This is a genomic window from Nesterenkonia sp. HG001 (genome assembly GCF_034438835.1).
In the GTDB taxonomy this organism is placed as follows: domain Bacteria; phylum Actinomycetota; class Actinomycetes; order Actinomycetales; family Micrococcaceae; genus Nesterenkonia; species Nesterenkonia xinjiangensis.
In genome coordinates this window covers 63,833-85,770 of sequence record NZ_JAOSZD010000002.1, presented here as the reverse complement: position 1 = coordinate 85,770, position 21,938 = coordinate 63,833, and the positions used below count along the sequence as shown (strand labels likewise).

The 21,938-nt window shown below is 69.0% G+C and carries 17 protein-coding genes; 8 read left to right on the top strand and 9 right to left on the bottom strand.

Features of this window, described 5'->3' with window-relative positions; translation table 11 throughout:
• Positions 1–78 precede the first annotated feature (78 nt).
• Both ODE13_RS03055 and ODE13_RS03050 read right to left on the bottom strand, forming a co-directional pair.
• A complete protein-coding gene (locus ODE13_RS03055; RefSeq protein WP_416210531.1) occupies positions 79–3,582 on the bottom strand; it encodes a DNA-directed RNA polymerase subunit beta in 3,504 nt (1,167 codons plus the stop codon).
• Between the two features lie 353 nt (positions 3,583–3,935).
• Positions 3,936–4,520 carry a TetR/AcrR family transcriptional regulator gene (locus ODE13_RS03050; protein WP_322477946.1) on the bottom strand — a complete coding sequence of 195 codons (585 nt, stop codon included), beginning with the start codon at positions 4,518–4,520 and terminating at the stop codon, positions 3,936–3,938.
• A gap of 151 nt (positions 4,521–4,671) precedes the next feature.
• On the opposite strand from ODE13_RS03050, the gene ODE13_RS03045 reads away from it, so the two are divergent.
• Positions 4,672–6,960 (top strand): glycoside hydrolase family 3 C-terminal domain-containing protein, encoded by a 2,289-nt coding sequence (locus ODE13_RS03045; RefSeq protein WP_322477945.1) that lies wholly within the window; start codon positions 4,672–4,674, stop codon positions 6,958–6,960.
• A 76-nt stretch (positions 6,961–7,036) separates the two neighbouring features.
• On the opposite strand, the gene ODE13_RS03040 is transcribed toward ODE13_RS03045, so the two are convergent.
• Positions 7,037–7,720 (bottom strand): response regulator transcription factor, encoded by a 684-nt coding sequence (locus ODE13_RS03040; RefSeq protein ID WP_322477944.1) that lies wholly within the window; start codon positions 7,718–7,720, stop codon positions 7,037–7,039.
• On the bottom strand, positions 7,713–9,005 hold the full coding sequence (locus tag ODE13_RS03035; protein WP_322477943.1) for a PspC domain-containing protein: 1,293 nt from the start codon (positions 9,003–9,005) through the stop codon (positions 7,713–7,715). Before ODE13_RS03035 ends, ODE13_RS03040 begins: the two co-directional genes overlap by 8 nt.
• A 135-nt stretch (positions 9,006–9,140) precedes the next feature.
• Between ODE13_RS03035 and ODE13_RS03030 the strand changes: the two genes are divergently transcribed.
• Both ODE13_RS03030 and ODE13_RS03025 read left to right on the top strand, forming a co-directional pair.
• On the top strand, positions 9,141–10,742 hold the full coding sequence (locus tag ODE13_RS03030) for a PspC domain-containing protein (protein WP_322477942.1): 1,602 nt from the start codon (positions 9,141–9,143) through the stop codon (positions 10,740–10,742).
• Entirely contained in the window at positions 10,739–11,224 is a 486-nt protein-coding gene (locus ODE13_RS03025; protein WP_322477941.1) for a phage holin family protein, read from the top strand. Before ODE13_RS03030 ends, ODE13_RS03025 begins: the two co-directional genes overlap by 4 nt.
• A 68-nt stretch (positions 11,225–11,292) precedes the next feature.
• Here ODE13_RS03025 and ODE13_RS03020 read toward each other — a convergent pair whose 3' ends face one another.
• Entirely contained in the window at positions 11,293–12,030 is a 738-nt protein-coding gene (locus tag ODE13_RS03020) for a hypothetical protein (protein ID WP_322477940.1), read from the bottom strand.
• A 250-nt stretch (positions 12,031–12,280) separates the two neighbouring features.
• Between ODE13_RS03020 and ODE13_RS03015 the strand changes: the two genes are divergently transcribed.
• Positions 12,281–13,273, top strand: coding sequence for an endo-beta-N-acetylglucosaminidase H (locus ODE13_RS03015; RefSeq protein WP_322477939.1), 993 nt, complete (start codon positions 12,281–12,283; stop codon positions 13,271–13,273).
• Positions 13,274–13,390: 117 nt separating this feature from the next.
• Here ODE13_RS03015 and rplL read toward each other — a convergent pair whose 3' ends face one another.
• The gene (gene rplL, locus ODE13_RS03010; protein ID WP_179540907.1) at positions 13,391–13,777 is read right to left on the bottom strand and encodes a 50S ribosomal protein L7/L12; all 387 of its coding nucleotides are present in this window, start codon (positions 13,775–13,777) and stop codon (positions 13,391–13,393) included.
• 148 nt (positions 13,778–13,925) lie between these two features.
• A complete protein-coding gene (gene rplJ / locus ODE13_RS03005; RefSeq protein WP_179540908.1) occupies positions 13,926–14,447 on the bottom strand; it encodes a 50S ribosomal protein L10 in 522 nt (173 codons plus the stop codon).
• A gap of 492 nt (positions 14,448–14,939) precedes the next feature.
• Between rplJ and ODE13_RS03000 the strand changes: the two genes are divergently transcribed.
• Positions 14,940–16,718 carry an alpha/beta hydrolase gene (locus ODE13_RS03000; protein ID WP_322477938.1) on the top strand — a complete coding sequence of 593 codons (1,779 nt, stop codon included), beginning with the start codon at positions 14,940–14,942 and terminating at the stop codon, positions 16,716–16,718.
• Positions 16,719–16,721: 3 nt separating this feature from the next.
• Here the strand turns inward: ODE13_RS03000 and ODE13_RS02995 are convergent, their stop codons facing one another.
• Positions 16,722–17,693, bottom strand: a complete 972-nt coding sequence (locus tag ODE13_RS02995; RefSeq protein ID WP_322477937.1) for a hypothetical protein — start codon at positions 17,691–17,693, stop codon at positions 16,722–16,724.
• A gap of 148 nt (positions 17,694–17,841) precedes the next feature.
• Between ODE13_RS02995 and ODE13_RS02990 the strand changes: the two genes are divergently transcribed.
• Complete coding sequence (locus tag ODE13_RS02990; protein WP_322477936.1) at positions 17,842–18,816, top strand: AsnC family transcriptional regulator; 975 nt, start codon at positions 17,842–17,844, stop codon at positions 18,814–18,816.
• On the opposite strand, the gene ODE13_RS02985 is transcribed toward ODE13_RS02990, so the two are convergent.
• Positions 18,762–20,192, bottom strand: coding sequence for an amidase (locus tag ODE13_RS02985; RefSeq protein WP_322477935.1), 1,431 nt, complete (start codon positions 20,190–20,192; stop codon positions 18,762–18,764). The genes ODE13_RS02990 and ODE13_RS02985 overlap by 55 nt on opposite strands.
• 164 nt (positions 20,193–20,356) lie before the next feature.
• On the opposite strand from ODE13_RS02985, the gene ODE13_RS02980 reads away from it, so the two are divergent.
• Both ODE13_RS02980 and ODE13_RS02975 read left to right on the top strand, forming a co-directional pair.
• Positions 20,357–21,088, top strand: a complete 732-nt coding sequence (locus ODE13_RS02980; protein WP_322477934.1) for a DUF5058 family protein — start codon at positions 20,357–20,359, stop codon at positions 21,086–21,088.
• A 47-nt stretch (positions 21,089–21,135) separates the two neighbouring features.
• Entirely contained in the window at positions 21,136–21,915 is a 780-nt protein-coding gene (locus ODE13_RS02975; protein ID WP_322477933.1) for a hypothetical protein, read from the top strand.
• The last annotated feature ends 23 nt before the right edge of the window (positions 21,916–21,938 follow it).

Here is a 21,938-nt window from a genome sequence, read left to right as displayed (position 1 = left end):
TTTTCTCTCTCAAGATTCGTGACGAGATGACTGCTGCTGTCGCCGTCGGTCACCCGACGGCGACAGCGCGGATGAGGTTCAGACCTCTTCGACCGAGCTGGGCTCCGCACGGGAGAGGTCGATACCCAGCTCCTCGGCGGCGCTGAACCCGGATTCCTCCGCGTCACGCATCTCGATCGCGCTGCCGTCCGCGGAGAGGACCTCCACGTTGAGGCAGAGCGACTGCATCTCCTTGATCAGGACCTTGAACGACTCCGGAACGCCAGGCTCCGGGATGTTCTCGCCCTTGACGATGGCCTCGTAGACCTTCACTCGGCCGTGGATGTCATCGGACTTGATCGTCAGCAGCTCCTGCAGCGTGTAGGCCGAGCCGTACGCCTCCAGGGCCCAGACCTCCATCTCACCGAACCGCTGACCGCCGAACTGCGCCTTACCACCCAGCGGCTGCTGGGTGATCATCGAGTACGGACCCGTCGAACGCGCGTGGATCTTGTCGTCGACGAGGTGGTGCAGCTTCAGGATGTACATGTAGCCGACCGAGATGCCGTCCGGGAACGGCTCGCCGGAGCGACCGTCGAACAGCAGGGCCTTGCCGTCGGAGCCGACCAGACGCTCACCGTCGCGGGTGACGTTGGTGGAGGCGAGGATGCCGGTGAGCTCCTCGGCCTCGGCACCGTCGAACACCGGGGTCGCGACCTTGGTGGGGCCGGTCTCACGGGGCAGGTTCGGCAGGTTCTTCAACCAGTCCGGCTCGCCCTCGATCGTCCAGCCCTGCTTCGCCGCCCATCCCAGGTGCAGCTCCATGACCTGACCGATGTTCATACGGCCGGGCACACCCATCGGGTTCAGCACGACGTCGACCGGGGTGCCGTCCGCCAGGAACGGCATGTCCTCGACCGGGAGGATCTTGGAGATCACACCCTTGTTGCCGTGGCGTCCGGCGAGCTTGTCACCGTCGGTGATCTTGCGCTTCTGGGCCACGTACACGCGCACCAGCTGGTTCACGCCCGGGGGCAGCTCGTCGCCGTCTTCGGCGTCGAAGATGCGGACCCCGATCACGGTGCCTGACTCGCCGTGAGGCACCTTCAGAGAGGTGTCACGGACTTCGCGGGACTTCTCGCCGAAGATGGCGCGCAGCAGACGCTCCTCCGGAGTCAGCTCGGTCTCACCCTTCGGGGTGACGCGGCCGACCAGGATGTCCCCGGACTCGACCTCGGCACCGATGTGGATGATGCCGCGCTCGTCCAGCTGGGCGAGCATCTCGTCGGAGACGTTCGGAATGTCCCGGGTGATCTCCTCCGCGCCCAGCTTGGTGTCACGGGCGTCGACCTCGTGCTCCTCGATGTGGATCGAGGTGAGCACGTCGTCCTGCACCATGCGCTGGGACAGGATGATCGCGTCCTCGAAGTTGTGACCCTCCCAGGACATGAAGGCGACCAGCAGGTTCTTGCCGAGCGCGATCTCGCCGAACTCGGTCGAGGGGCCGTCCGCGATGAGCGACTGACGCTCCACGCGATCACCTTCGGTGACCCGAACCCGCTGGTTGTAGGTGTTGCCCTGGTTCGAGCGCTCGAACTTCATGATCGGGTAGTGCGTGATGGAACCGTCGTCGTTCATGACGGAGACCAGGTCCGCGGCCACCTTCGTGACCACGCCGGCCTGCTCGGCGGTGACCGAGTCTCCGGCGTCGATGGCGGCGTACTTCTCCATGCCGGTGCCGACCACGGGGGACTCGGACTCCAGCAGCGGCACAGCCTGACGCTGCATGTTCGCGCCCATGAGCGCACGGTTCGCGTCGTCGTGCTCGAGGAACGGGATCAGCGCCGTCGCCACCGACACCATCTGGCGCGGGGAGACGTCCATGTAGTCGATGTCCTCGGAGCCGACCAGCACGGGCTCACCGGCGCCGCCGCGCTGACGGCAGAGGACATGCTCCTCAGCGAAGGAGCCGTCCTCGGTCAGCGGCGCGTTGGCCTGGGCGATCTGTGCGACCAGCTCGTCATCAGCGGTCAGGTAGTCGACCTCTGCGGTGACCTTGCCGTCGACGACCCTGCGGTACGGGGTCTCGATGAAGCCGAAGCTGTTGATCCGGCCATAGGTCGCCAGCGAGCCGATCAGACCGATGTTCGGACCTTCAGGGGTCTCGATCGGGCACATGCGGCCGTAGTGCGACGGGTGGACGTCTCGGACCTCCATGCCGGCGCGGTCACGGGACAGACCGCCCGGGCCCAGCGCGGAGAGCCGACGCTTGTGCGTCAGTCCGGCCAGCGGGTTGTTCTGGTCCATGAACTGCGACAGCTGCGAGGTGCCGAAGAACTCCTTGATGGAGGCCACGACCGGACGGATGTTGATCAGCGTCTGCGGCGTGATGGCCTCGACGTCCTGAGTGGTCATCCGCTCGCGGACCACACGCTCCATGCGGGACAGGCCGGTGCGGACCTGGTTCTCGATGAGCTCGCCCACCGCACGGATGCGGCGGTTGCCGAAGTGGTCGATGTCGTCGACCGTGACCGGCAGCGCGACCTCCTCACCGTCGCGCAGGCCCTTGATGGACTCCCGGCCCGCGTGCAGCGCACACAGGTAGTGGATCATCGCGACGATGTCCTCCTCGGTGAGGACCGAGGCGTCGGAGTCGGTGAAGTCCTTGTCCACACCCAGCTTGCGGTTGAGCTTGTAGCGGCCCACCTTGGCGAGGTCATAGCGCTTCGGGGTGAAGTACAGGCCCTTCAGCAGCCCCTCGGCGGCCTCCACTGTCGGCGGCTCTCCCGGACGCAGCTTGCGGTAGATGTCCAGCAGGGCGTCGTCCTGGGTCTCGAACGCGTCCTTCTCCAGGGTGGCGCGGATGGAGTCGAAGTCGCCGAACTCCTCGATGATGCGGGACTCGGTCCAGCCCAGCGCCTTCAGCAGCGCGGTCACCGGCTGCTTGCGCTTGCGGTCCAGACGCACGCCGACCTGGTCGCGCTTGTCGATCTCCAGCTCGAACCAGGCACCGCGGGACGGGATGACCTTCGCGGTGTAGATGTCCTTGTCGCTCGTCTTGTCCGGCGTGCGCTCGAAGTAGGCGCCCGGGGAGCGGACCAGCTGCGAGACCACGACGCGCTCGGTCCCGTTGATGACGAAGGTGCCGCGATCGGTCATCAGCGGGAAGTCGCCCATGAACACCGTCTGCTGCTTGATCTCGCCGGTGTTGTGGTTCATGAACTCCGCCTTGACGTACAGCGGAGCCGCGTAGGTGGTGTCGCGCTCCTTGCACTCGGCGGTCGGCATCTTGGGGTCGGCGAACTCCGGCTCCGAGAAGCTCAGGGACATGGTGCCCTGGAAGTCCTCGATCGGTGACATCTCCTCGAAGATGTCAGCCAGCCCGGAGGTGTCGGAGACACCCTTGATGCCCTTCTGGCGGGCGTCCTCCACGCGAGCGGCCCAGCGCTCGTTGCCCACCAGGCGGTCGAAGGAATCGATCTGCAGAGCCAGCAGCTCCGGAACATCGAGAGGCTCGTGAATCTTTGCGAATGAGAGTCGGCCGGCGTATTCAGCGGTCCGGGCCGAGGCAGCGGTTTGAATTGAGGTGCTCGAGGCGACCAAGAGGGATCCTTCCACAGACCTTCGTAGCTTCCTTGGCACGCCTCCCCGTCCCCGCGGACGCGGACGGGTCTGTCCGATCCGACACCGAAGCAGACGTCAGACGGTTCAGTCGTGAGGAGGAGACGATGCAGATGCCCACCGCTATTTGAAGGCACGCGCATAGAGGGGAGGCGCAAAAGTACAGCATAAACGACGAGTGTGCAGACGCGCAACGCCGCATCGCGTCGCGGAGGTCACACACGCCAGCGATGATCAGTCAGGACGCCCGACGCCGGACCGGCGGGGCTGATTCCGAGCGACGAGTCTAGCATCGGCATCGCCGTCCCGCATGATCCGCGCCACGCCACGGAGACTCAGGGCCTCAGTGCCTCCAGATGCCGGACGATCATGCCCGCCATGTCCACTTGAGGATCATAGAGCCACTGCGCCTGCAGCCCGTCGGCGAGCGCCATGAGCGTCCGCGCAGTGACCTCCGGATCAAGGTCGACACGCATCCGTCCGGCGTCCTGCTCCGCGCGCACCGCCCGTGACAGCTCCGCACGGACGCGACCCTGACGCTCCCGGAAGTACTCATGAGCGGCATGCGAAGCATCGGCCGCCTCGGCCTGCAGCCGCGTGTAGAGATGCACCAGGCCCGGCACCTGCGCGTTGTGCTCGATGATCTCCACGAACCGATCCGCGCTGAGCCCGCCGGGCCCGCCCTCGTCCTCCGCGGACCGGCCGGCGTCGACTTCGTCACGAGTGCGGAGCACCTCGATGAACAGCTCCTCCTTGGTGCCGAAGTGGTGCAGCAGCCCGGCCTGACTCAGCCCGACCGCCTCGGCGAGCTCGCGCACCGAGGCGCTGGAGTATCCGCTGCGCGCGATCACCTCCAGAGCCATGCGCAGGATCTCGCGACGCCTGGCCAGCCCTTTGGCATAGGCCCCTCGTCTTCCCATGCCGGTGAGTCTAGGGGTCGCCCGCTGATCCTTGCACCACGAAAACCGAGTGTCGTACAGTTTTCATGGTGAGCGAGAGCACATGAGCGTTCCTCCGCCCCGACCCGTCCCCCGCAGGCCACCCCTGACCGGCACACCAGGAGATCCCCCCATGACCACCAGCTCGACCCCCACAGACCTGCGCGCGGGCACAGCCGCCGACGTCGTCGCCGGCCTCACGCTCGAGCAGAAGGCCGACCTCGTCGTGGGCGCCACTTTCTGGACCACGGCAGCCGTGGACGAGGCCGGCATACCGGCGATCATGGTCACCGACGGCCCCCACGGGCTGCGCAAGCAGGCCGGTGCGGCCGACCACCTCGGCCTGGAGAACAGCGTGCCGGCCACCTGCTTCCCTCCCGCTGTCGCCCTGGGCTCCTCCTTCGACACCGAGCTGGCTGAGCGCGTGGGCGCCGCCATCGGCCTGGAGGCTCGCGCCGAGGACGTCAGCGTGGTGCTCGGACCGGGGATGAACATCAAGCGCTCCCCGCTGTGCGGCCGCAACTTCGAGTACTTCTCCGAGGACCCACTGGTCTCCGGCGAGCTCGCCGCCGCCGTCACCCGGGGCATCCAGTCCCGTGGCGTCGGCGCCTCGCTGAAGCACTTCGCTGCGAACAACCAGGAGCACGACCGCATGCGGACCTCCAGCGACATCGACCCCCGACCGCTGCGCGAGATCTACCTGCGCGGCTTCGAACGCGCCGTCAAGGCCACCCAGCCGTGGACGATCATGAGCTCGTACAACAAGATCAACGGCACCTACGCCTCCCAGGACCCCTGGCTGCTCACCGAGGTGCTCCGTGACCAGTGGGGCTTCGAAGGACTCGTCGTCTCGGACTGGTTCGGCGTCGCGGACCGGCCCGCGGCCCTGCGCGCCGGACTGGACCTGGAGATGCCCACCAACGGCGGTGTCAGCCAGGAGCGGGTGCTCTCCGCCGTGGGAGCTGGCGAACTCGCCGAGGACACGCTCAACGCCTGTGCGGCCCGCGTAGTCGAGCTGGTGCAGAAGTCCCTGCGCGGCGCCGAGACCGAGGTCGAGGCCTGGGACCCGGAGGTTCACCACGGCCTGGCCCGTGAGGCGGCTGCTCGCTCGGCCGTGCTGTTGAAGAACGACGACGCGCTGCTCCCGCTGAATCCCCGGAACTCGGTGGCCGTGATCGGCGAGTTCGCCCGCACCCCGCGCTATCAGGGCGCCGGCAGCTCCCAGATCAGCCCCACCCGCGTGGACGACGCCCTGACGGCCCTCACCGAAGCCTCCTCGGGCGAGGTGCGATTCTCCCCCGGCTTCCGCCTCGAGGGAGTCGAGGAGACTGCAGGGGCCCAGGACGCGGAGCTGCGCGCCGAGGCCGTGCAGGCCGCCCGGGACGCCGACGTCGCCGTCATCTTCCTCGGCCTCCCCGCCGCCGCGGAATCCGAGGGCTTCGACCGGGAGCACATCGACCTGCCCGCCGAGCAGCTGGCCCTGGTCGACGCCGTACTGGAGGCCAACCCGCGCACTGTCGTGGTGCTCTCCCACGGCGGTGTGGTGGCCCTGCCCTTCGCCGAGGAGGTCCCCGCGATCCTGGAGGGCTGGCTGCTCGGACAGGCCGGCGGCTCCGCCACAGCAGACCTGCTCTACGGCACCGCGAACCCCTCCGGCCGACTCACCGAGACCATCCCGGTGCGGCTGGCAGACTCCCCCGCCTATCTGGACTTCCCCGGCGAGCACGGGCACGTCCGCTACGGCGAGGGCATCTTCGTGGGCTACCGCTGGTACGACGCCCGCCAGCTGGAGGTGGCCTTCCCCTTCGGGCACGGGCTGAGCTACACCAGCTTCGCGCACTCCGCTCTGCAGGTGAGCTCCGACGACGCGGGCCTGCACCTGCAGGTCACCGTCACCAACACCGGCGACCGCCCCGGGCGGGAGATCGTGCAGGCCTACGTGGGCCGTCCCGGCTCTGCGGTGGCCCGCGCCCCGAGAGAGCTCAAGGCCTTCGCCGCGGTGGCGCTGGACGCCGGAGAGTCACACACGGTGGAGCTGACCGTGGCACGGGAGGACCTCGCCCACTGGGATGTCCGGCTGGACGACTGGGTGGTCGAGGGCGGGGAGCACGTCGTCGCCGTCGGCGCCTCCTCCCGTGACCTGCGCCAGGAGACCACCGTGGAGGTGTCCGGCGACGAGGTCGCCGTCCCGCTCAGCACGGAGTCCACCCTCGGCGACGCGCTCACACACCCGGTGACCGGCCCGCTCATCCATGACTCGCTGCAGCAGGCCGTGCAAGTCGGCGAGGACGACGTGTTCAGCGCAGAGGGGCTGCTGAGGATGCTCGAGTCCTTCCCCCTGGGCAGGATCAGCGGCTTCGCCGGGGCCGGCCTGGACCGCGAGAAGGTCGCGCAGCTGATCGCCATGACGCAGCAGGGGTGAGCGGATCAGACGCCGGGACGAACCCCACCAGCTGCTGAGCCGACCACCGCCCTGAGGCCGGACCGAACCCCGGCGGCTAGACGATCCGGCGCTGCTCCGCCCAACGGGTCAGCTCGTGCCGGGAGGAGAGCTGCAGCTTCCGCAGCACCTTCGAGACGTGGGACTCCACCGTCTTGACCGAGATGAACAGGTCCGAGGCGATCTCCCGATACGTGTAGCCGCGGGCGATCAGCCGCATCACCTCCACCTCACGGGCGGAGAGCAGGTCCAGCTCTTCGTCTCGGACGTCCTGGGCCGCCGAGGACGTCCCGAACGCGTCCAGCACGAATCCAGCGAGCCGTGGGGAGAACACGGCGTCTCCTGTGGAGACCACTCCGACCGCGTCCACCAGTTCATCTGAGCTGATGGTCTTGGTGACATAGCCTCGGGCCCCGGCGCGGATCACCGAGACCACGTCCTCGGCCTGGTCGGAGACGCTGATCGCCAGGAACTGGACCTCTTCGAGCAGGTCCCGGCAGGCCCTGACCACCTCCGCTCCCCCGCCTCCGGTGCCTCCGGGCAGGTGCACGTCCAGCAGCACCACCTCCGGCCGGTGCTCACGGACCGCGAGGATCGCGGAGTCGACGTCATGGGCCTCCCCGACGACGGCGACCCGCCCGTCCAGCTCCGCACGGAGACCGGAACGGAAGATCGCGTGGTCATCGACGATCACCACCCTGTTGCGGGTCTGCCCGGCGGACGCGGCTGCCTGCTCACTCATGACCGTTCTCCTCCTCGCCGGCGGCATCCACAGGCATGAACAGCTGCACCTCGGTGCCCCGACCGTTCGAGCGGATGCGCGCCTCGCCGCCGGCCCGGCGCATCCTGCCGATGATGGACTCGCGCACGCCCAGCCGATCCTCCTCGATGCCGTCGAGTTCGAACCCTGGGCCCCGGTCGCGGACGAACACCGCATCCTGGGTGGCATCGGACTCCACATACACCGACGCCGGGCCGGCATGCTTGAGCGAATTGACGATGGCCTCGCGGGCGGCACCCACGAGCGCCCGATGGTCCTGACGCCTGGACTCGCCGACGGCGACGACCTCCACCGTGCCGTCGTGCATCTCCTCCAGCTCCGCCGCCGTGGCGCTGAGCCGATCCTTCAGAGTGCCGGACTCGTGTTCCTGCTGACGGTACAGCCAGCCGCGCAGCTGTCGCTCTTGGCTGCGCGCCAGGCGCTCCACCGCCGCCGGATCCTGGCGCTGCTTCTGGATCATCGCCAGGGTCTGCAGCACGGAGTCGTGCAGGTGGGCCGCGATGTCGGCGCGCTCCGCCTCTGCGGCCGCGCGCGTGCGCTCCGTGCTGGCGGTGCGGTAGAGCCGGATGAGCCAGGGGGCGATCACCAGGGCGATACCGGCCAGCAGCATCATCGCCACGATCAGGCCCAGCAGCAGGTCTCCACCGGGCAGGATCCCACCGGCTATGACCAGCAGCGCCACCACCACCAGACCGGCCCCGCCGACGATCTGCCCCAGCGTGCCATGGTCGGTCCCGCCGCGGCCGGTCTTGTCCACCTGGGACCAGGCCAGCAGGACTCCGACCACGAGCACCGCGGGTGGTCCGAAGAGCCGCCAGTTCAGCGGCACCCCCGCCAGGGAGAGGGCCAACAGCGCGGCCGCACCGAGCAGCAGCCCGCCGAGCAGCACCTCTGGGGAGCTGGTGAGGCTGTCGAGAATCCGCCGGATCCGCGCCCCTGGGTCCTCCCCGGCAGAGGACGTCGGCTCACCGGAGCCCTCGCTCGGATCCCCGCCGCCGCCTTCGACCGCCGGCCCCGACAGGCCACGCACTCCGGCCGAAGCCTCGGGCTCCTGCTCGGACGGCACGAAGATCCATAGCCAGCAGTAGAGCAGGATCCCCACACCGCCAGCGATGGCCAGACCGATCATCACGGCGCGCACCACCGGCAGAGAGACCCCAAGGTGCCGGGAGACTCCCAGGCAGACCCCCGCCACCGGAGTTCCCACACCCCTGCGCAGAGGGGGTCGCTCCGTCTCGGTCACCATGGCTCCATCCTGCCACGCCCGCCTGCCCTGATCGCCGGTGCTGCCCGGAATTCCGGGCTTCTGAGGGAAGGATCAGGGTCGAATCAGGGTGAACCCCCATAGCGCGCACCCGGCCTAGAGGAGGAAGCTGGAGCCATGGATGACTCGACCACTCCCCGTGATGAGGAGGCCCGGCCACGGCCGGACGCTCCCGGCCCCCGGCCTGAGGCCGGCCACCAGTTTTTCGACTGGATCCGTTCCACCGGCCTCCACCGCCCGGACACCGGGTGGATCGGCGGCGTGATGGCCCTGCTGGCGGAGAAGCTCCGCTGGGACGCCGCCCTGGTGCGCGGTCTGGGCGTCGTCGCCGTCGTGCTCTTCTTCTCCCCGACGATCCTGCTCTACGGGCTGGCCTGGATCCTGGTCCCGGACCGCGAGGGCCGGATCCCTGTGCAGCAGGCGCTGCGCGGCGACTTCACCGCCGGCCTCTTCGGCGGCGCCACGCTGGCCGTGGTGGGCGCGCTGAACGTCTTCACCCCGCTGAGCATCGCCGGACCGTTCGCCATCCTGGTAAACCTGCTGGTGATCGGCGTGGTGGTGTGGATCGTGGTGGCCCTGGTCCGCGGTCATCAGCGGCGCACCGGCGACGCGCCCGGGGCCGGAGAGTCACAGCGGCCCAAGGACGACGACGCCCGTCAGCAGCACCGTCAGGCCGCTCGCGACGCCCGGCACGAAGCCCGTCGGGAGGCCCGTCAGGCGCGGCACGACGCTCGCCGGGAGGCCCGCACGCAGCACGCAGGGCGAGAGGAGCCCGCCCAGGGAAAAGCACCGGCCGGGAGCTCGTCATCCGTCCGTGATGACGGCCGCCCGGCCTGGTATCCCAAGGAGTCTGCAGACTCGGAGAGCACTCGCCCCGCCACCTCTCCTGACGCTCAGGACGACACCGGCTCCTGCCGATCCACTGCAGTGATGCCGACCCTCGCGCAGCGGGAGGAGGCCAGGCGCCGACGCATGGTCTCCTTCGGGCTGCTGCTAGCCGCGGCCTCCGGCGTCCTGCTGGCAGTGGCGGTGCTGGGCATCCCCGGCACGTCGGCGCTGCTGGTCGGCCTGGTGGGCCTGGTCTCCGTGCTGGCGCTGCTGCACATGGTGGCGGCCCTGCGCGGCAGGCGCGGCCGCGGATTCCTGCTGACCGTAACCACGCTGGCCATGCTGGCCACCTTCTTCCTGCACCAGAACCCAGGCAGCACCCCCACTCTCCACGGCTCCAACGTGGCGTTCGGACAGTACACCAGCCAAGACGAGTCGATGAACTCGGCGTTCGCCAACTCCACCATGGACCTGCGCCACCTGACCGTCGGAGAACCCGGCCAGACCGAGGTCGTCCATGCGGAGCTCAACAGCGCGTTCGCCCGGGTCACAGTGGTGATCCCCGACGACGCGGCCCTGACCGTGGAGTCCCGACAGGCGCTCGGCCGCCTGGACATCCACACCCAGGACGAGCAGCGCAGCGCCCGAGGGATGGACCTCACCGAACACACCGTCGGCGACGCCGATGCGGACCTGCAGATCCGACTGACGGCCAACACCGCCTTCAACCGGGTCACCATCTATGACGCCACGACCTACGCCGAGGAGTCCGTCGGCGCCCCGGCATCCGAGGGCGGCGACCTCGAGGGGGCCGGTCAGGACTCCGTCGACCTCGCCGGCTACCCGGTCCCCGGCACCGCCCCGACCACTTTGGAAGGATCCCCCCGATGACCACCGGACCCCGGGAGCGCGATCAGCACACTCCCTCCGCCGCCCCCTCCCCCACGGGCGCCTCGGCAGGCTCGCCCACCCGTCCTGCGGCCCCGCCCCCGGAGCCCGAGGATGTGGACGCCCTGCTGGCGGACTCGCTGAAGGCGCAGAGCGAGCAGGAGTTCGCCTGGAGGGAGCCGGAACGCCGCCCCCGATGGTACGAGCGGGCCGAGATGGAGCGGAACAGCACCTCGACCTCCGCCTCCCCAGGAGCCGGTGTGGCTGCTCCAGCCTCACACCGGTCTCGGCGGACCGGCGGACGGATGAGGGTCGGGCAGTTCATCGTCGGCGCGATCTGCCTGATGCTCGCCCTCTGGTGTCTGGCGAGCCTCGTGCTGGGCGTGGTCTTCGACCCGCTGCTGGTCGCCCTCGCGGTCTGCGCCGTGGCCGGCCTCGCACTGGTCGGCGCCGGACTGCGCCCCAAGCCCGGCACGCGGATATAGGCCATCCCGGAGGCCCTGACAGCCGTGTGGCTCCGCGGTCTACGCTCTGACGTCGCCCTCACCTCGGCTCACACGTCAGCCGCGTCGGCCTCCTCAGCCTCTTCAGCTTCCTGGGCCTCATCGTCGCTGGAGAACTCGTAGCCCCCGCGGGAGACCTGCATCCAATGGTCACCGGCGACGCAGGTGATCGCCTCCTCGTCGACGGTGCAGGAGATGCCCTCGACCTCGAGGACCTCACCGTAGTCCAGGGTCGGCACCTCGGAGGACTCGAACTCCGGGTACACCGGACCGTCATAGCCGAAGAGCCCGGCCTCGGTCTCCAGCAGCGTGGGGTGCCGATCACGCCCCTGGTCGTCAGGCTCGGGCTCCGCGTCCTCATCGAACGCCATAGAGCACACGACCGCCGGGGTCGCAGCCTCGCCGGAGCGTCCCAGGCTGCACATGTGCCGGCCGCTGGGGGTCTCGAACTGCCAGGCGCGGGCACCCGTGGCCTGACTCTGCTCGTCCAGCGGCACCTCGAAGGCATCCGGATCCACACGATCCCCGCTGAGCTCGCCGTCGAGGTGCTCATCGACCGGGGCATCATCCTCGCCGTCCTCCGGCTCCTCGGCGTCGTCCTCGGTCTGGCCGTCCTCGGTCTGGCCGTCCTCGTCCTGGGTGTCCTCGTCCTGGCCGCCTTCGTCCTGGGCCGCGGGAGTCTCGTCGACCTCACCTTCCGAGTCCTCCGCCACGGCGCAGGAGGTCAGCACCAGGGCGCCGACCCCCATCGCGCCCAGCAGTGCACGCGTCGTCCTGGTCACCATCATCACGTCACCGTCCTTGTCGTCATCGGTCTTCTGGATGATGCTACTGATCCTGGCGGACGGAGACGATGCAGACACCCCGGAACTGGCGCTCAGGTCGGCTCCGTCGATGGTCAACCGGTTCATCTACGGGCCGGCCCGAAGGTGATTCGCCCGCGGGAATGCGTGAGCACAGGCTTGACTAATGGTGACTAAACCGGTCATTTTGTGATCCGAGTCTCAGGGGCTCGCCCTGCGAAGAGAGGACATCACCATGACCGACAATCCATTCTCCCGCCGGAACGCGCTGCGCGCCGCCGGTGCCATGGCGGCCGGCGGGCTGCTGGCCGCCTCTGCGGCGGCCTCCGCTTCGGCCGCCGGGGTGAACCATCCAGGAGGGCGCGGTCAGGGGGCGGGCAGAGCTCGCGGTCGAGGCCGTCCGCCGGGCGGGGTGAAGACCGGACCAGGGATGGTCTGCTACGTGGAGGTCAACGACCACAGCATGACCAACCTCGGGAAGTACAGACTGGCCGAGAGCGGCGCCGACGTGTTCGACATCGGCATCATCTTCGCCTCCAACATCAACTCCGACGGCGACAGGGCCGTGCTGCACCACAACGAGCAGGTCACCGCCGTGCTGGAGAATGTCTCCACCGAGGTCCGTCCGCTGCAGAGACGAGGGATGAAGATCCTGCTGTCGATCCTCGGCAACCACCAGGGTGTCGGACCCGCGAACTTCCAGACCTATGAGGAGGCCGTCGCCTTCGCCGCCCAGCTCGCGGACACGGTCCACACCTACGGCCTGGACGGCATCGACTTCGACGACGAGTGGGCCCGCTACGACCTCGGCCACCCGCCCAACGACTGGTCCTTCCCGTACCTGGTCCACGCCCTGCGCGCCCGCATGCCGGGGAAGATCATCTCCCTGTACTGGTACGGCCCCATCACCGAGACGCTGGAGTACGACGGCATCCATGTCGGCGAGCTCATCGACTACAGCTGGAACTCGATGTACGGCACGTGGCTCATCCCCGAGGTCCCCGGGCTCTCTCCCGAGGAGCTCGCACCGGCAGCGGTGAACATCTCCGCCACGGATGACGCCACGGATCACGCCACCGCAGCCTCCCTCGCGAACCGCACCGTCGCGGAAGGGTACGGCCTCTACAACACCTACGACCTGCAGGCGGACGATGCCTCCGCCTCGCTGACTGCGGTGACCACCGTGCTCAACGGCGAGGCCACGGTCTACTCCGGACGTCCAGGTTGAGAAACCCTCCCCGACACAGAAGAATCCCCGGGAGCGTGTCCTCAGACACGCTCCCGGGGATTCTTCTGCGCAGATGGTCCAGAGGACCTGCGAGAAGCGACCTTCAGGCCGCGATCATCACTTGACGGTGACGGTGGCGCCGGCGCCCTCCAGGGCCTCCTTGGCCTTCTCAGCGGCGTCCTTGTCGACACCCTCGACGACTGCCTTGGGGGCGCCGTCGACCAGCTCCTTGGCCTCCTTCAGGCCGAGGGAGGTCAGACCGCGCACCTCCTTGATGACGCCGATCTTCTTGTCACCAGCAGCCTCGAGGATGACGTCGAACTCGGTCTGCTCCTCAGCAGCCTCGTCCTCGCCGCCGCCAGCCGGGGCGGCACCTGCGACGGCCACCGGGGCGGCGGCGGTCACGTCAAAGGTGTCCTCGAAGACCTTCACGAACTCGGAGAGCTCGATGAGGGACATGTCCTTGAACTGCTCGATCAGCTCGTCGTTGCTCAGCTTCGCCATGGTGGGCGCTCCTTCTTATGTCTCGACGTGCTCCGCCGCGGGTTCGCGACGTGCGCACATGCGGATCTTGGTGGTCACCGCCGCTCCGAAGAGCGACGTGGGGAGGGGCCCGGTACGCCACCGGGCTCTCACCCTCGTGTCACTCGGCTCAGGCAGCCTCTTCCTGCTTGGCCCGCAGTGCGTCGACTGCGCGTGCGATCTTGGAGATCGGGGCCTGGAAGGTGGAGGCAGCCTTGGACTGGGCGCCGATGAAGGCACCTGCCAGCTTGCCGAGCAGAACCTCACGGGATTCAAGATCCGCGAGCTTCTTCATACCCTCCTCATCGAGAGCGGCGCCATCCATGTAGCCGCCCTTGACGATGAGCTGAGGGTTGTTCTTGGCAAAGTCACGCAGCGCCTTGGCGACGTCCACGGGGTCACCGTGGACGAAGGCGATCGCAGACGGACCGGACATCTTGCCCTCAAAGGCGTCGACGCCGGCCTCCTTGGCCGCAATCTCGGTGAGCGTGTTCTTCACCACGGCGTAGTTCGCGTTCTCCCGCACGGACCGCCGCAGAGTCTGCAGCTGGCCCACGGAGAGGCCGCGGTATTCCGTGAGCACTGCGGCGCTGGAGCTGCGGAACTGGTCCACGAGCTCGGCAACGGCGGCAGCCTTCTCAGGATTCGCCATGGCACTCCTTCCGATCAATCGAGCCGGTCAGTCCCACCGGAAACCGTCGGGGCATGAAAAAAGCCCCAGTGCGCAGGCACGGGGCTCGTCAGGCCTCCAGATAGGATTCACTGTGCGGACACAGTACTCCGAGTGGAGGACGGCTCAAGGTGCACCTGCGCAGGTCGCCCGGACGGGCCTTTACAGTTGCGTCGCACCTCGGGCATCATGCCCGACGACCGCGGAGTTCAGTGCCACTGATCTCCGCACGACGACAACGACCGGCGGTCTTTGGTCATCGTTTATCTTACACAGCGCCTCGCGGAGGTGCAAAAACGGCGCAAAAGCACGGAGCCCTGACGCACGTCGCCGCCGACCTCCGCGACCTCGGGCAGCACCTGGACCCCGTGGCCGATCTGTGTCATGGCACACATGCGCCAGGTCGATGTCCTTCACCGAGGGCCCTTCTGCGGCGAGCATGGTGACCACTCGTCACTCGACCAGGAGGACACCGTGATTCCCCAGTCCATGACCACCCGTGCAGCGGCCGTCGCCGCCGCAGGAGCGCTGACGCTGAGCCTCGCCCCTGCGGCGAGCGCCGCCCCGGAGGGAGGGGCCACCGTCTCAGCCTCGTCCCAATCCTCCCACGCGGACGCCGGAGAGCTCGGCGCCCACCTGCTCGACCAGGACCTGACGTGGGAGGACTGCACCTTCCCCGATCTTGAACCGCAGACCCAGGCCGCACTGCAGGAGATCGAAGGGCTCGCCTGTGCGGATGTCACCGTCCCCCGCGACTGGCACGATCCCACCGACGGCGAGATCATCACTGTCCGGCTCTCCGTGACGGACACGGCCGACCCCGAGCGCTCCCAGGGGATCGCCCTGGTGAATCCGGGCGGGCCCGGCGGCTCCGGCCTCCCGTGGGGCGCCGCCATGGCCATGCGATCCCCCAATCTGGCCGAGGAGTTCAACTTCGTCGGCTTCGACCCGCGCGGGGTGGGCCAGTCCACGCAACTGAGCTGTGAGTACCAGCCGGACGCCTCCCATGACGCCTGGGAGGACGGCGCCGCGGCCGTGGCCGGGTGCCTGGACAACCCGCTCACGCCGTTCATCACCACGGAGCAGACCGCCTACGACATGGACTTCCTCCGGGCTCTGCTGAACGAGGACCGCATCAGCTACGTGGGCTACTCCTACGGCACCTGGCTGGGCAGCTGGTACCAGACGCTCTTCCCGAGCCATTCCCACCGATTCCTGCTGGACTCGGCCACGGATCTGACCCGGAAGTCCCTGCAGGAGACCTGGGACCTGCAGCCCCGCAGCCGCGACCGTCAGTTCCAGGACATGCTGCTGCCCTACATGGCCCGCAACCACGAGACCTACCAGCTCAGCGAGGACCCCCTGGAGATCCGTCGCGCCTGGGAGCAGGCCGGCGGCACCCGAGACCCGCTCGGGGCACTCATCACCGCGCAGATCGTCATCCCGGCCATGTACTCCACCGCTGGCTACCCCGGCGCCGCGGACGCCGTCGCCACCTTCATCGCCCTCGACGCTCCGGAGGCCGACGGCGCCGAGGAACTGTCGGCTCAGCTAGAGGACTTCATCGCCGCCTCCGACGGTGTGGCCGTCGACGCCGGCGAGGCCTCGATCGTGCAGGCCCATCTCTTCGAGAAGGCACGCGAGGAGGTCCAGCGCCTCGTCGAGGTCGACCAGGCCGCCGAGACCGGGGAGACCGTCACCTTCGCCGGCACGTTCAACGCGATCCGCTGCCAGGACGGCCAGTGGAACCGGTCCCGGGGCTACTGGGACGCCTGGGTCGCCGACCTGAACACCAAGGCCCCCTACATCGGCCCGTTCATGGGTGCTCCGCTGTGTGCCCACTGGCCCGCGGTGACTGAGAAGCCGAAGCCGCACCAGCGGACCCACCCCGAGACGCTGATCCTGCAGTCTGAGTTCGACGCCGCCACCCCGTACGAGGCTGGCGAGCGCTCGGCGAAGATCATGCCGAACACGTCGCTGATCAGCGTCAACAATGAGGGCACCCACGGCCTGTTCCCCTACGGCACCACCTGCGTGGACGACCCGGTGGAGGCTTTCTTCCTGGATGGCGCCCTGCCGAAGAACGTGGCCTGCGGGGCGCTGCCGCTGCCCGGAGAGGACCAGGCGTACCAGGTCGGCGGTGACATCCACGAGGCCCAGCAGACGGTGAAGGTCAAGATGCGCACCGATGCGGTCAAGGAGGCCAACCGGATGGTCCGCGAGATGCTGATGGAGCAGCACCACGGGGAGTGATCCTCAGACGATCCAGCCCCGGCGCGCGGCCTGCACCCCCAGTTGGAAGCGGGTCCGCGCGCCGGAGTGCTCCAACAGCTGCTGCACCTTCCGGGAGAGGGTCCGGCGACTGATCCCCAGCTCGCGGGACATATGCTCATCGGTCAGACCGGAGGCCATGAGTCGCAGCAGCCGTCGGGTGTGACCGTCGACGTCGTCGAGGCGGGGGATGTCCTCGGCCACGCCCAGGGGCACCGAGGTCGCCCAGATCGAGTCGAACAGGCCGATCAGTGCGGCCAGCAGCGGCGAGGGGTGCACCAGCACCCCGGTGACACGCTCCTCCTCGTTGAGCACGATCAGCCCGAGATCCTCGTCCATGATGCGCAGCCGCATCGGCACGGCCGCGTGGACCCGGGCATCCTCACCCAGGTCCATCGCCTCACCGATCGCCCGCCGGATGTGCGGCGCTGAGGCGGCGTCGCCCCCGTAGACGGTCCGGTACCGGATTCCACGGGGCAGCATCTCTCGCTGGATCGGGCACATCGTCCCCGCGGTGGAAGGCGAATACGGGCCACGATCCAGAGATCTGACCTGATGGCGGACCGCCAGCTGGGAGGAGTCCGCCACCTGCGTGACCGCACTGCGGCCATGGAGCACCTCCACGATCTCCGTGCCGGCCGCACGGGGCCGGTCCCACAGCGTCCCGAGCCGATGCTCCAGATGCAGCACCGCCTCCGCCTGCCTCCGGTGCCGACGCGCCGCGGCCCGCAGGACCTGCCGCGGGTCGTTGAGCAGCCAGACGCCGGCCTCCGCCGTCTCCCCCAGGAGGCCGGCCGCGGCCAGCTCGGAACGCACCTCCGGGGGTGGGCTCACCCGTCGGGTCCCCTGCCCCAGCATCTCCAGATAGGCCTGCCCCGCGGCGGTGGACAGACCCATCTGGTGCAGCTCCTGGGCCTCCACCGCCCGCTGAGCAGCCCTGTTGCTCGTGCCGTCCATGCCGTGGCGCTCCTCTCCGTCCCCTCGGCGAGCTCTCCGAACACGTTACCCGAGCGTCACTGCGACGTATGTCATAGATCTGGAACATCGCTGAAGTACGCTCGGACCCCATGAGGAGGTCGGTCCCACCGGCCGGAGAGGGGCAGATGTGCTCGACGAGCTGGAACTCCGCATCACCGAGGCCCTGCAGTGCGACCCGCGTGCCAGCTGGCGGCGGATCGCGCGGGTGCTGGGTGAGCACGAGCGGCTGATCGCCCGCCGTGGAACCGCGCTGCTGGAGTCCCGCCGCGTCGTCGTCGCCGGGATCCGGCCCGAGGGGCAGAGCACAGTGGTGCGCGGGATCTGCCACCCCGGCGCCCGGCTCACCACGGCCGAGGCACTGGCGATGCGCCCCGACTCCACCTTCACCTACGTACTCAGCGGCGCCTTCGACGTGGTCGCCGAGGTCTTCCGCAGCCCGCGCTCGCCCTCCTACTCCCTGGACGCCTCGATCACCCCTGGGCTCTCCCGGGCCGAGACGCTGCCCATCCTGCGGTACTTCCGCACCATCCGCGGCTGGCGGCTGGGCGCGCTGACCGACGCTGAGATCCGGGCGCTGACCTCCGGTCCCGCTGATGTCTTCCCCGACGGTTCCTGCCACGGGCCCGAGACTGACGTGGACCGTGTCATCCTCGACGCCCTCACCGTGGACGGCCGGATGAGCCACGAAGAGATGGCCCGTCGCGCCGGGGTCTCTGAGTCCACGGTCCGACGCCGGTTCGATCTGCTCCTGGAGGACGGCCGGGTGAACATCCGTGCCCTGGTGGAGCCCGGCGCGGCGGGCCTCCACACCGAGGCGCTGCTGTGGATGCGTGTGCCCCCGCACCGGATCGAGCAGGTGGCCACCGAGATCGCGGCGGATCGCCGGGCTCGCTATGTGGCCGCCGTGGCCGGGGCGTGCCAGGTGGTGGCTGACATCACCGTCACTGATCCGCCCGCGCTGTACCGCTTCCTCACCGAAAGTCCCTGGGCACGGCACGTGGGCGCCCTCGACGTCTCCATGGTGGCCGGTGCCCGCAAGAGGGGCGGTCAGCTCCTCAGGATGCCCGGGGCCACCGAGGACCAACCTGTGGCCCTCTCGTAGGCCCACCCGCACTGCAGGAGCCAGGGGTCGCGCAGATGGTCCGCGCTGAGCTGGACTCCGGTCGGCAGGCCCTCGGCGTCGAAGCCGGCAGGCAGCGCCAGTGTGGGGATCCCGACGGCGGAGAGGATGCTCGCCGAGCGCATCCAGTCCAGGTAGTCCTCCATGGGGCGACCGTCGACCTCCTCGGGCCATCGCAGCGAGACGTCGAAGGGGGCCAGCTGCGCACCGGGGCTGAGCAGGAGGTCGACCTGCTCGAAGCATGATCTCGTGGCCGTGCGCAGCCCGGCGAGCAGCCGTCGGGCTTCGAGGATCTGCTCGACTGTCAGGGCCAGTCCCTGCTCCACGTTCCAGATGACCTCGGGCTTGATCCGCTCCCGGTGGTCCCTCACCAGAGCGCCCAGCGCCCCGGCGAAGTCCAGGGCGCGGGTGACGCGGAAGACCTCGTCGGCGCCCGTGAAGTCATGACGGGACTCGACGACCTCCGCACCGAGCTCCTCGAAGGCGGCGGCGGCCCGCTGCAGAGCCTCACGCATCGCGTGCTCCACCGGCACGTCGAGCCCGTGGTCCAAAGTCACCCCCACCCGCACGCCGGCCAGGTCTCGGGCGCGCGGCTCCCGGCCGGTCAGGAGGAACGCCTCGGGCGGCAGGAACGGCGTCCCAGGAACATCCGAGGTCCCCGCGACGACGGCCCGCATGAACAGTGCGATGTCCTCCACGGTGCGGGCCATCGGTCCGCTGCGCCCCAACCAAGCCTCGACGTTGCCCGGTGAAGCTCCCGGCATCAGCCCATGGGACGGGCGGAATCCCACGATGTTGCACCAGCAGGCGGGGTTGCGCAGAGAGCCGCCCATGTCACTGCCCTCCCCCAGCGGCTGGATCCGGGAGGCCACGGCGGCGGCCACCCCTCCCGAGGAGCCGCCGGCGCTGCGCGTGGTGTCGTAGGGGTTCCCTGTGGTCCCGAAGACGTCGTTGAACGTGTGGGACCCGGCGGCGAACTCCGGCACGTTGGTCTTCCCGGTGGAGACGACACCGGCGCGGCGCAGCCGGGCGATCAACGGGTCGTCGACCTCCGGGACGTGGTCGGCGAAGAGCGGGGAGCCCTGTGTAGTGCGCATCCCGGCGACGTCGTGGGTGTCCTTGTGGGTCATCGGCAGGCCGTGGAGCAGCCCCGCAGGCTCTCCCTTGGAGCGCCTGGCGTCCGCGGCGCGAGCCTCCTGGAGCGCCCGTTCGGGCTCCAGGGCCACCACGGCGTTGAGGTGCGGGTTCACCTCCTCGATCTGCGCCAGATGCGCCCGGGTCAGCTCGACGGAGCTGAGCTCGCCGCGCCCCATCAGCTCCACCAGCCGGGCGGCCCCGTGCTCCAGCAGATCCTCCATATGCCCTCCATCCGTCCAGGTGGTGCCCAGCCTGCCTGCTGAGGTGAGCGATGGACCAGGACTGGCGGAATGCGACATCGGCACCGTCCCATTCCGTGAATCCTTGAATCGCCGCCCCGAACTTCCAAGACTCGACCACACGTTTCACCGAGGGAGGCATCTGGATGAGCACCGCGAGCTCCAATGACATCTGGGCGGTGGCCCAGTCGCCCTGGCTGTGGGTCTGCGCCCTGGTGGTCTTCGCCGTAATCGGCGTGCAGTCCTGGATCTACATCCGTGCGGCCAGGGCCGCCGGAGAGGACGTCGGCATCAGTCGCCGAGACCTGAACCGGGCTTTCCGCTCCGGGGCGGCCGCCTCGGTGGGGCCCTCTCTGGCAGTGGTGCTGGTGGCCATCGCCCTGCTGACGCTCTTCGGCACCCCTGCGGTGCTGATGCGCATCGGGCTGGTGGGTTCGGCAGCCACGGAGACGGCCTCGGCCACCATCGCCGCCAGCAGCATGGGTGCCGATCTGGGCGGGCCCGCTTGGACCCAGGAGGTGTTCGTGGTGGCGTTCTTCGCGATGTGCGTCTCCGGCGGAGCCTGGATGCTGTTCACGCTGATCTTCACTCCGATCCTCAAGCGCGGCAGCCGCCGGATCGCCCGGGTGAATCCCCGGGCGATGGCGATCATCCCCGGCTCGGCCCTCCTGGCCGCATTCATGGCGCTGACCATCACCGAACTGCCCAAGTCCGGGATCCACGTGATCGCCGTCCTCGTCTCAGGTGCCAGCATGGCCGCGATGATGTGGCTCGCCCGGCGCTTCGACCTCGGCTGGCTCAAGGAGTGGGCGCTGGGCCTGGCCATCATCATCGCCCTGGCCGTCATCTACGTGGTCCACCACGGGTACCTGGGCTGATCCGCGCCGCATCGGGACAGGGAGATCAGGAGACCGAGAGGGAGACCATGAACACCGCAGATCTGGCCATGAGCCGCTTCGAACACACCACCGCCCGCTGGGGCCGCGCCACGATGGGCGCCGTCCTGATGGTGTCGCTGGCCGCACCGCTGATCCTGCTCGCCGTCGGGGACTTCGACATCACCTTCAGCCAGCTCCTGACCGCGTATCTGGCCGTGGCCGCCGTCTACCTGGTGCTGGCGATGGTCGAGCCCATCACCTACTTCCCCATCCTGGGGCAGGCCGCCATGTATCAGGCCTTCATGATCGGCAACATCGCCAACAAGCTCCTGCCGGCTGCGATCGTCGCGCAGAACCGCCTGAACGTGCGGCCCGGCAGCCGCAAGGGCGACCTCGTCGCGGTGATGGCCATCTGCGGCGCGGCGGTGGTGCACATCGTCTCGCTGCTGCTGTTCGTCGGGGTGCTGGGCACCTGGCTGCTGAGCGTGGTGCCCGAGCCGGTCATCGAGATCGCCCAGCTCTACATCCTGCCCGCGATCCTCGGCGCTGTCGTCGTCCAGGCCGTCGTCACGGTCCGCCAGGCTCGCAGCACCGGCTTCGCCCTGGTGATGTCGCTGCTGGTGATCCTTGTGCTGGTGCCCCTGGCCCCCGCCATCGGACCCTTCGGCATCGCGCTGGCAGTGCTGCTGACCGTCCTGGCCTCGTGGTTCTTCCGTGGGCCGGCCGGCCCACATGAGGAGGACGGAGACGCCGCCGGCGACCGGCCCGTCGTCCCCGGCGCCGCGGAGTCTGCGGAGTCCGGTGAGCACCGCCCCCCGAGATCCTGAGCGACAGACCACAATCCCACCTG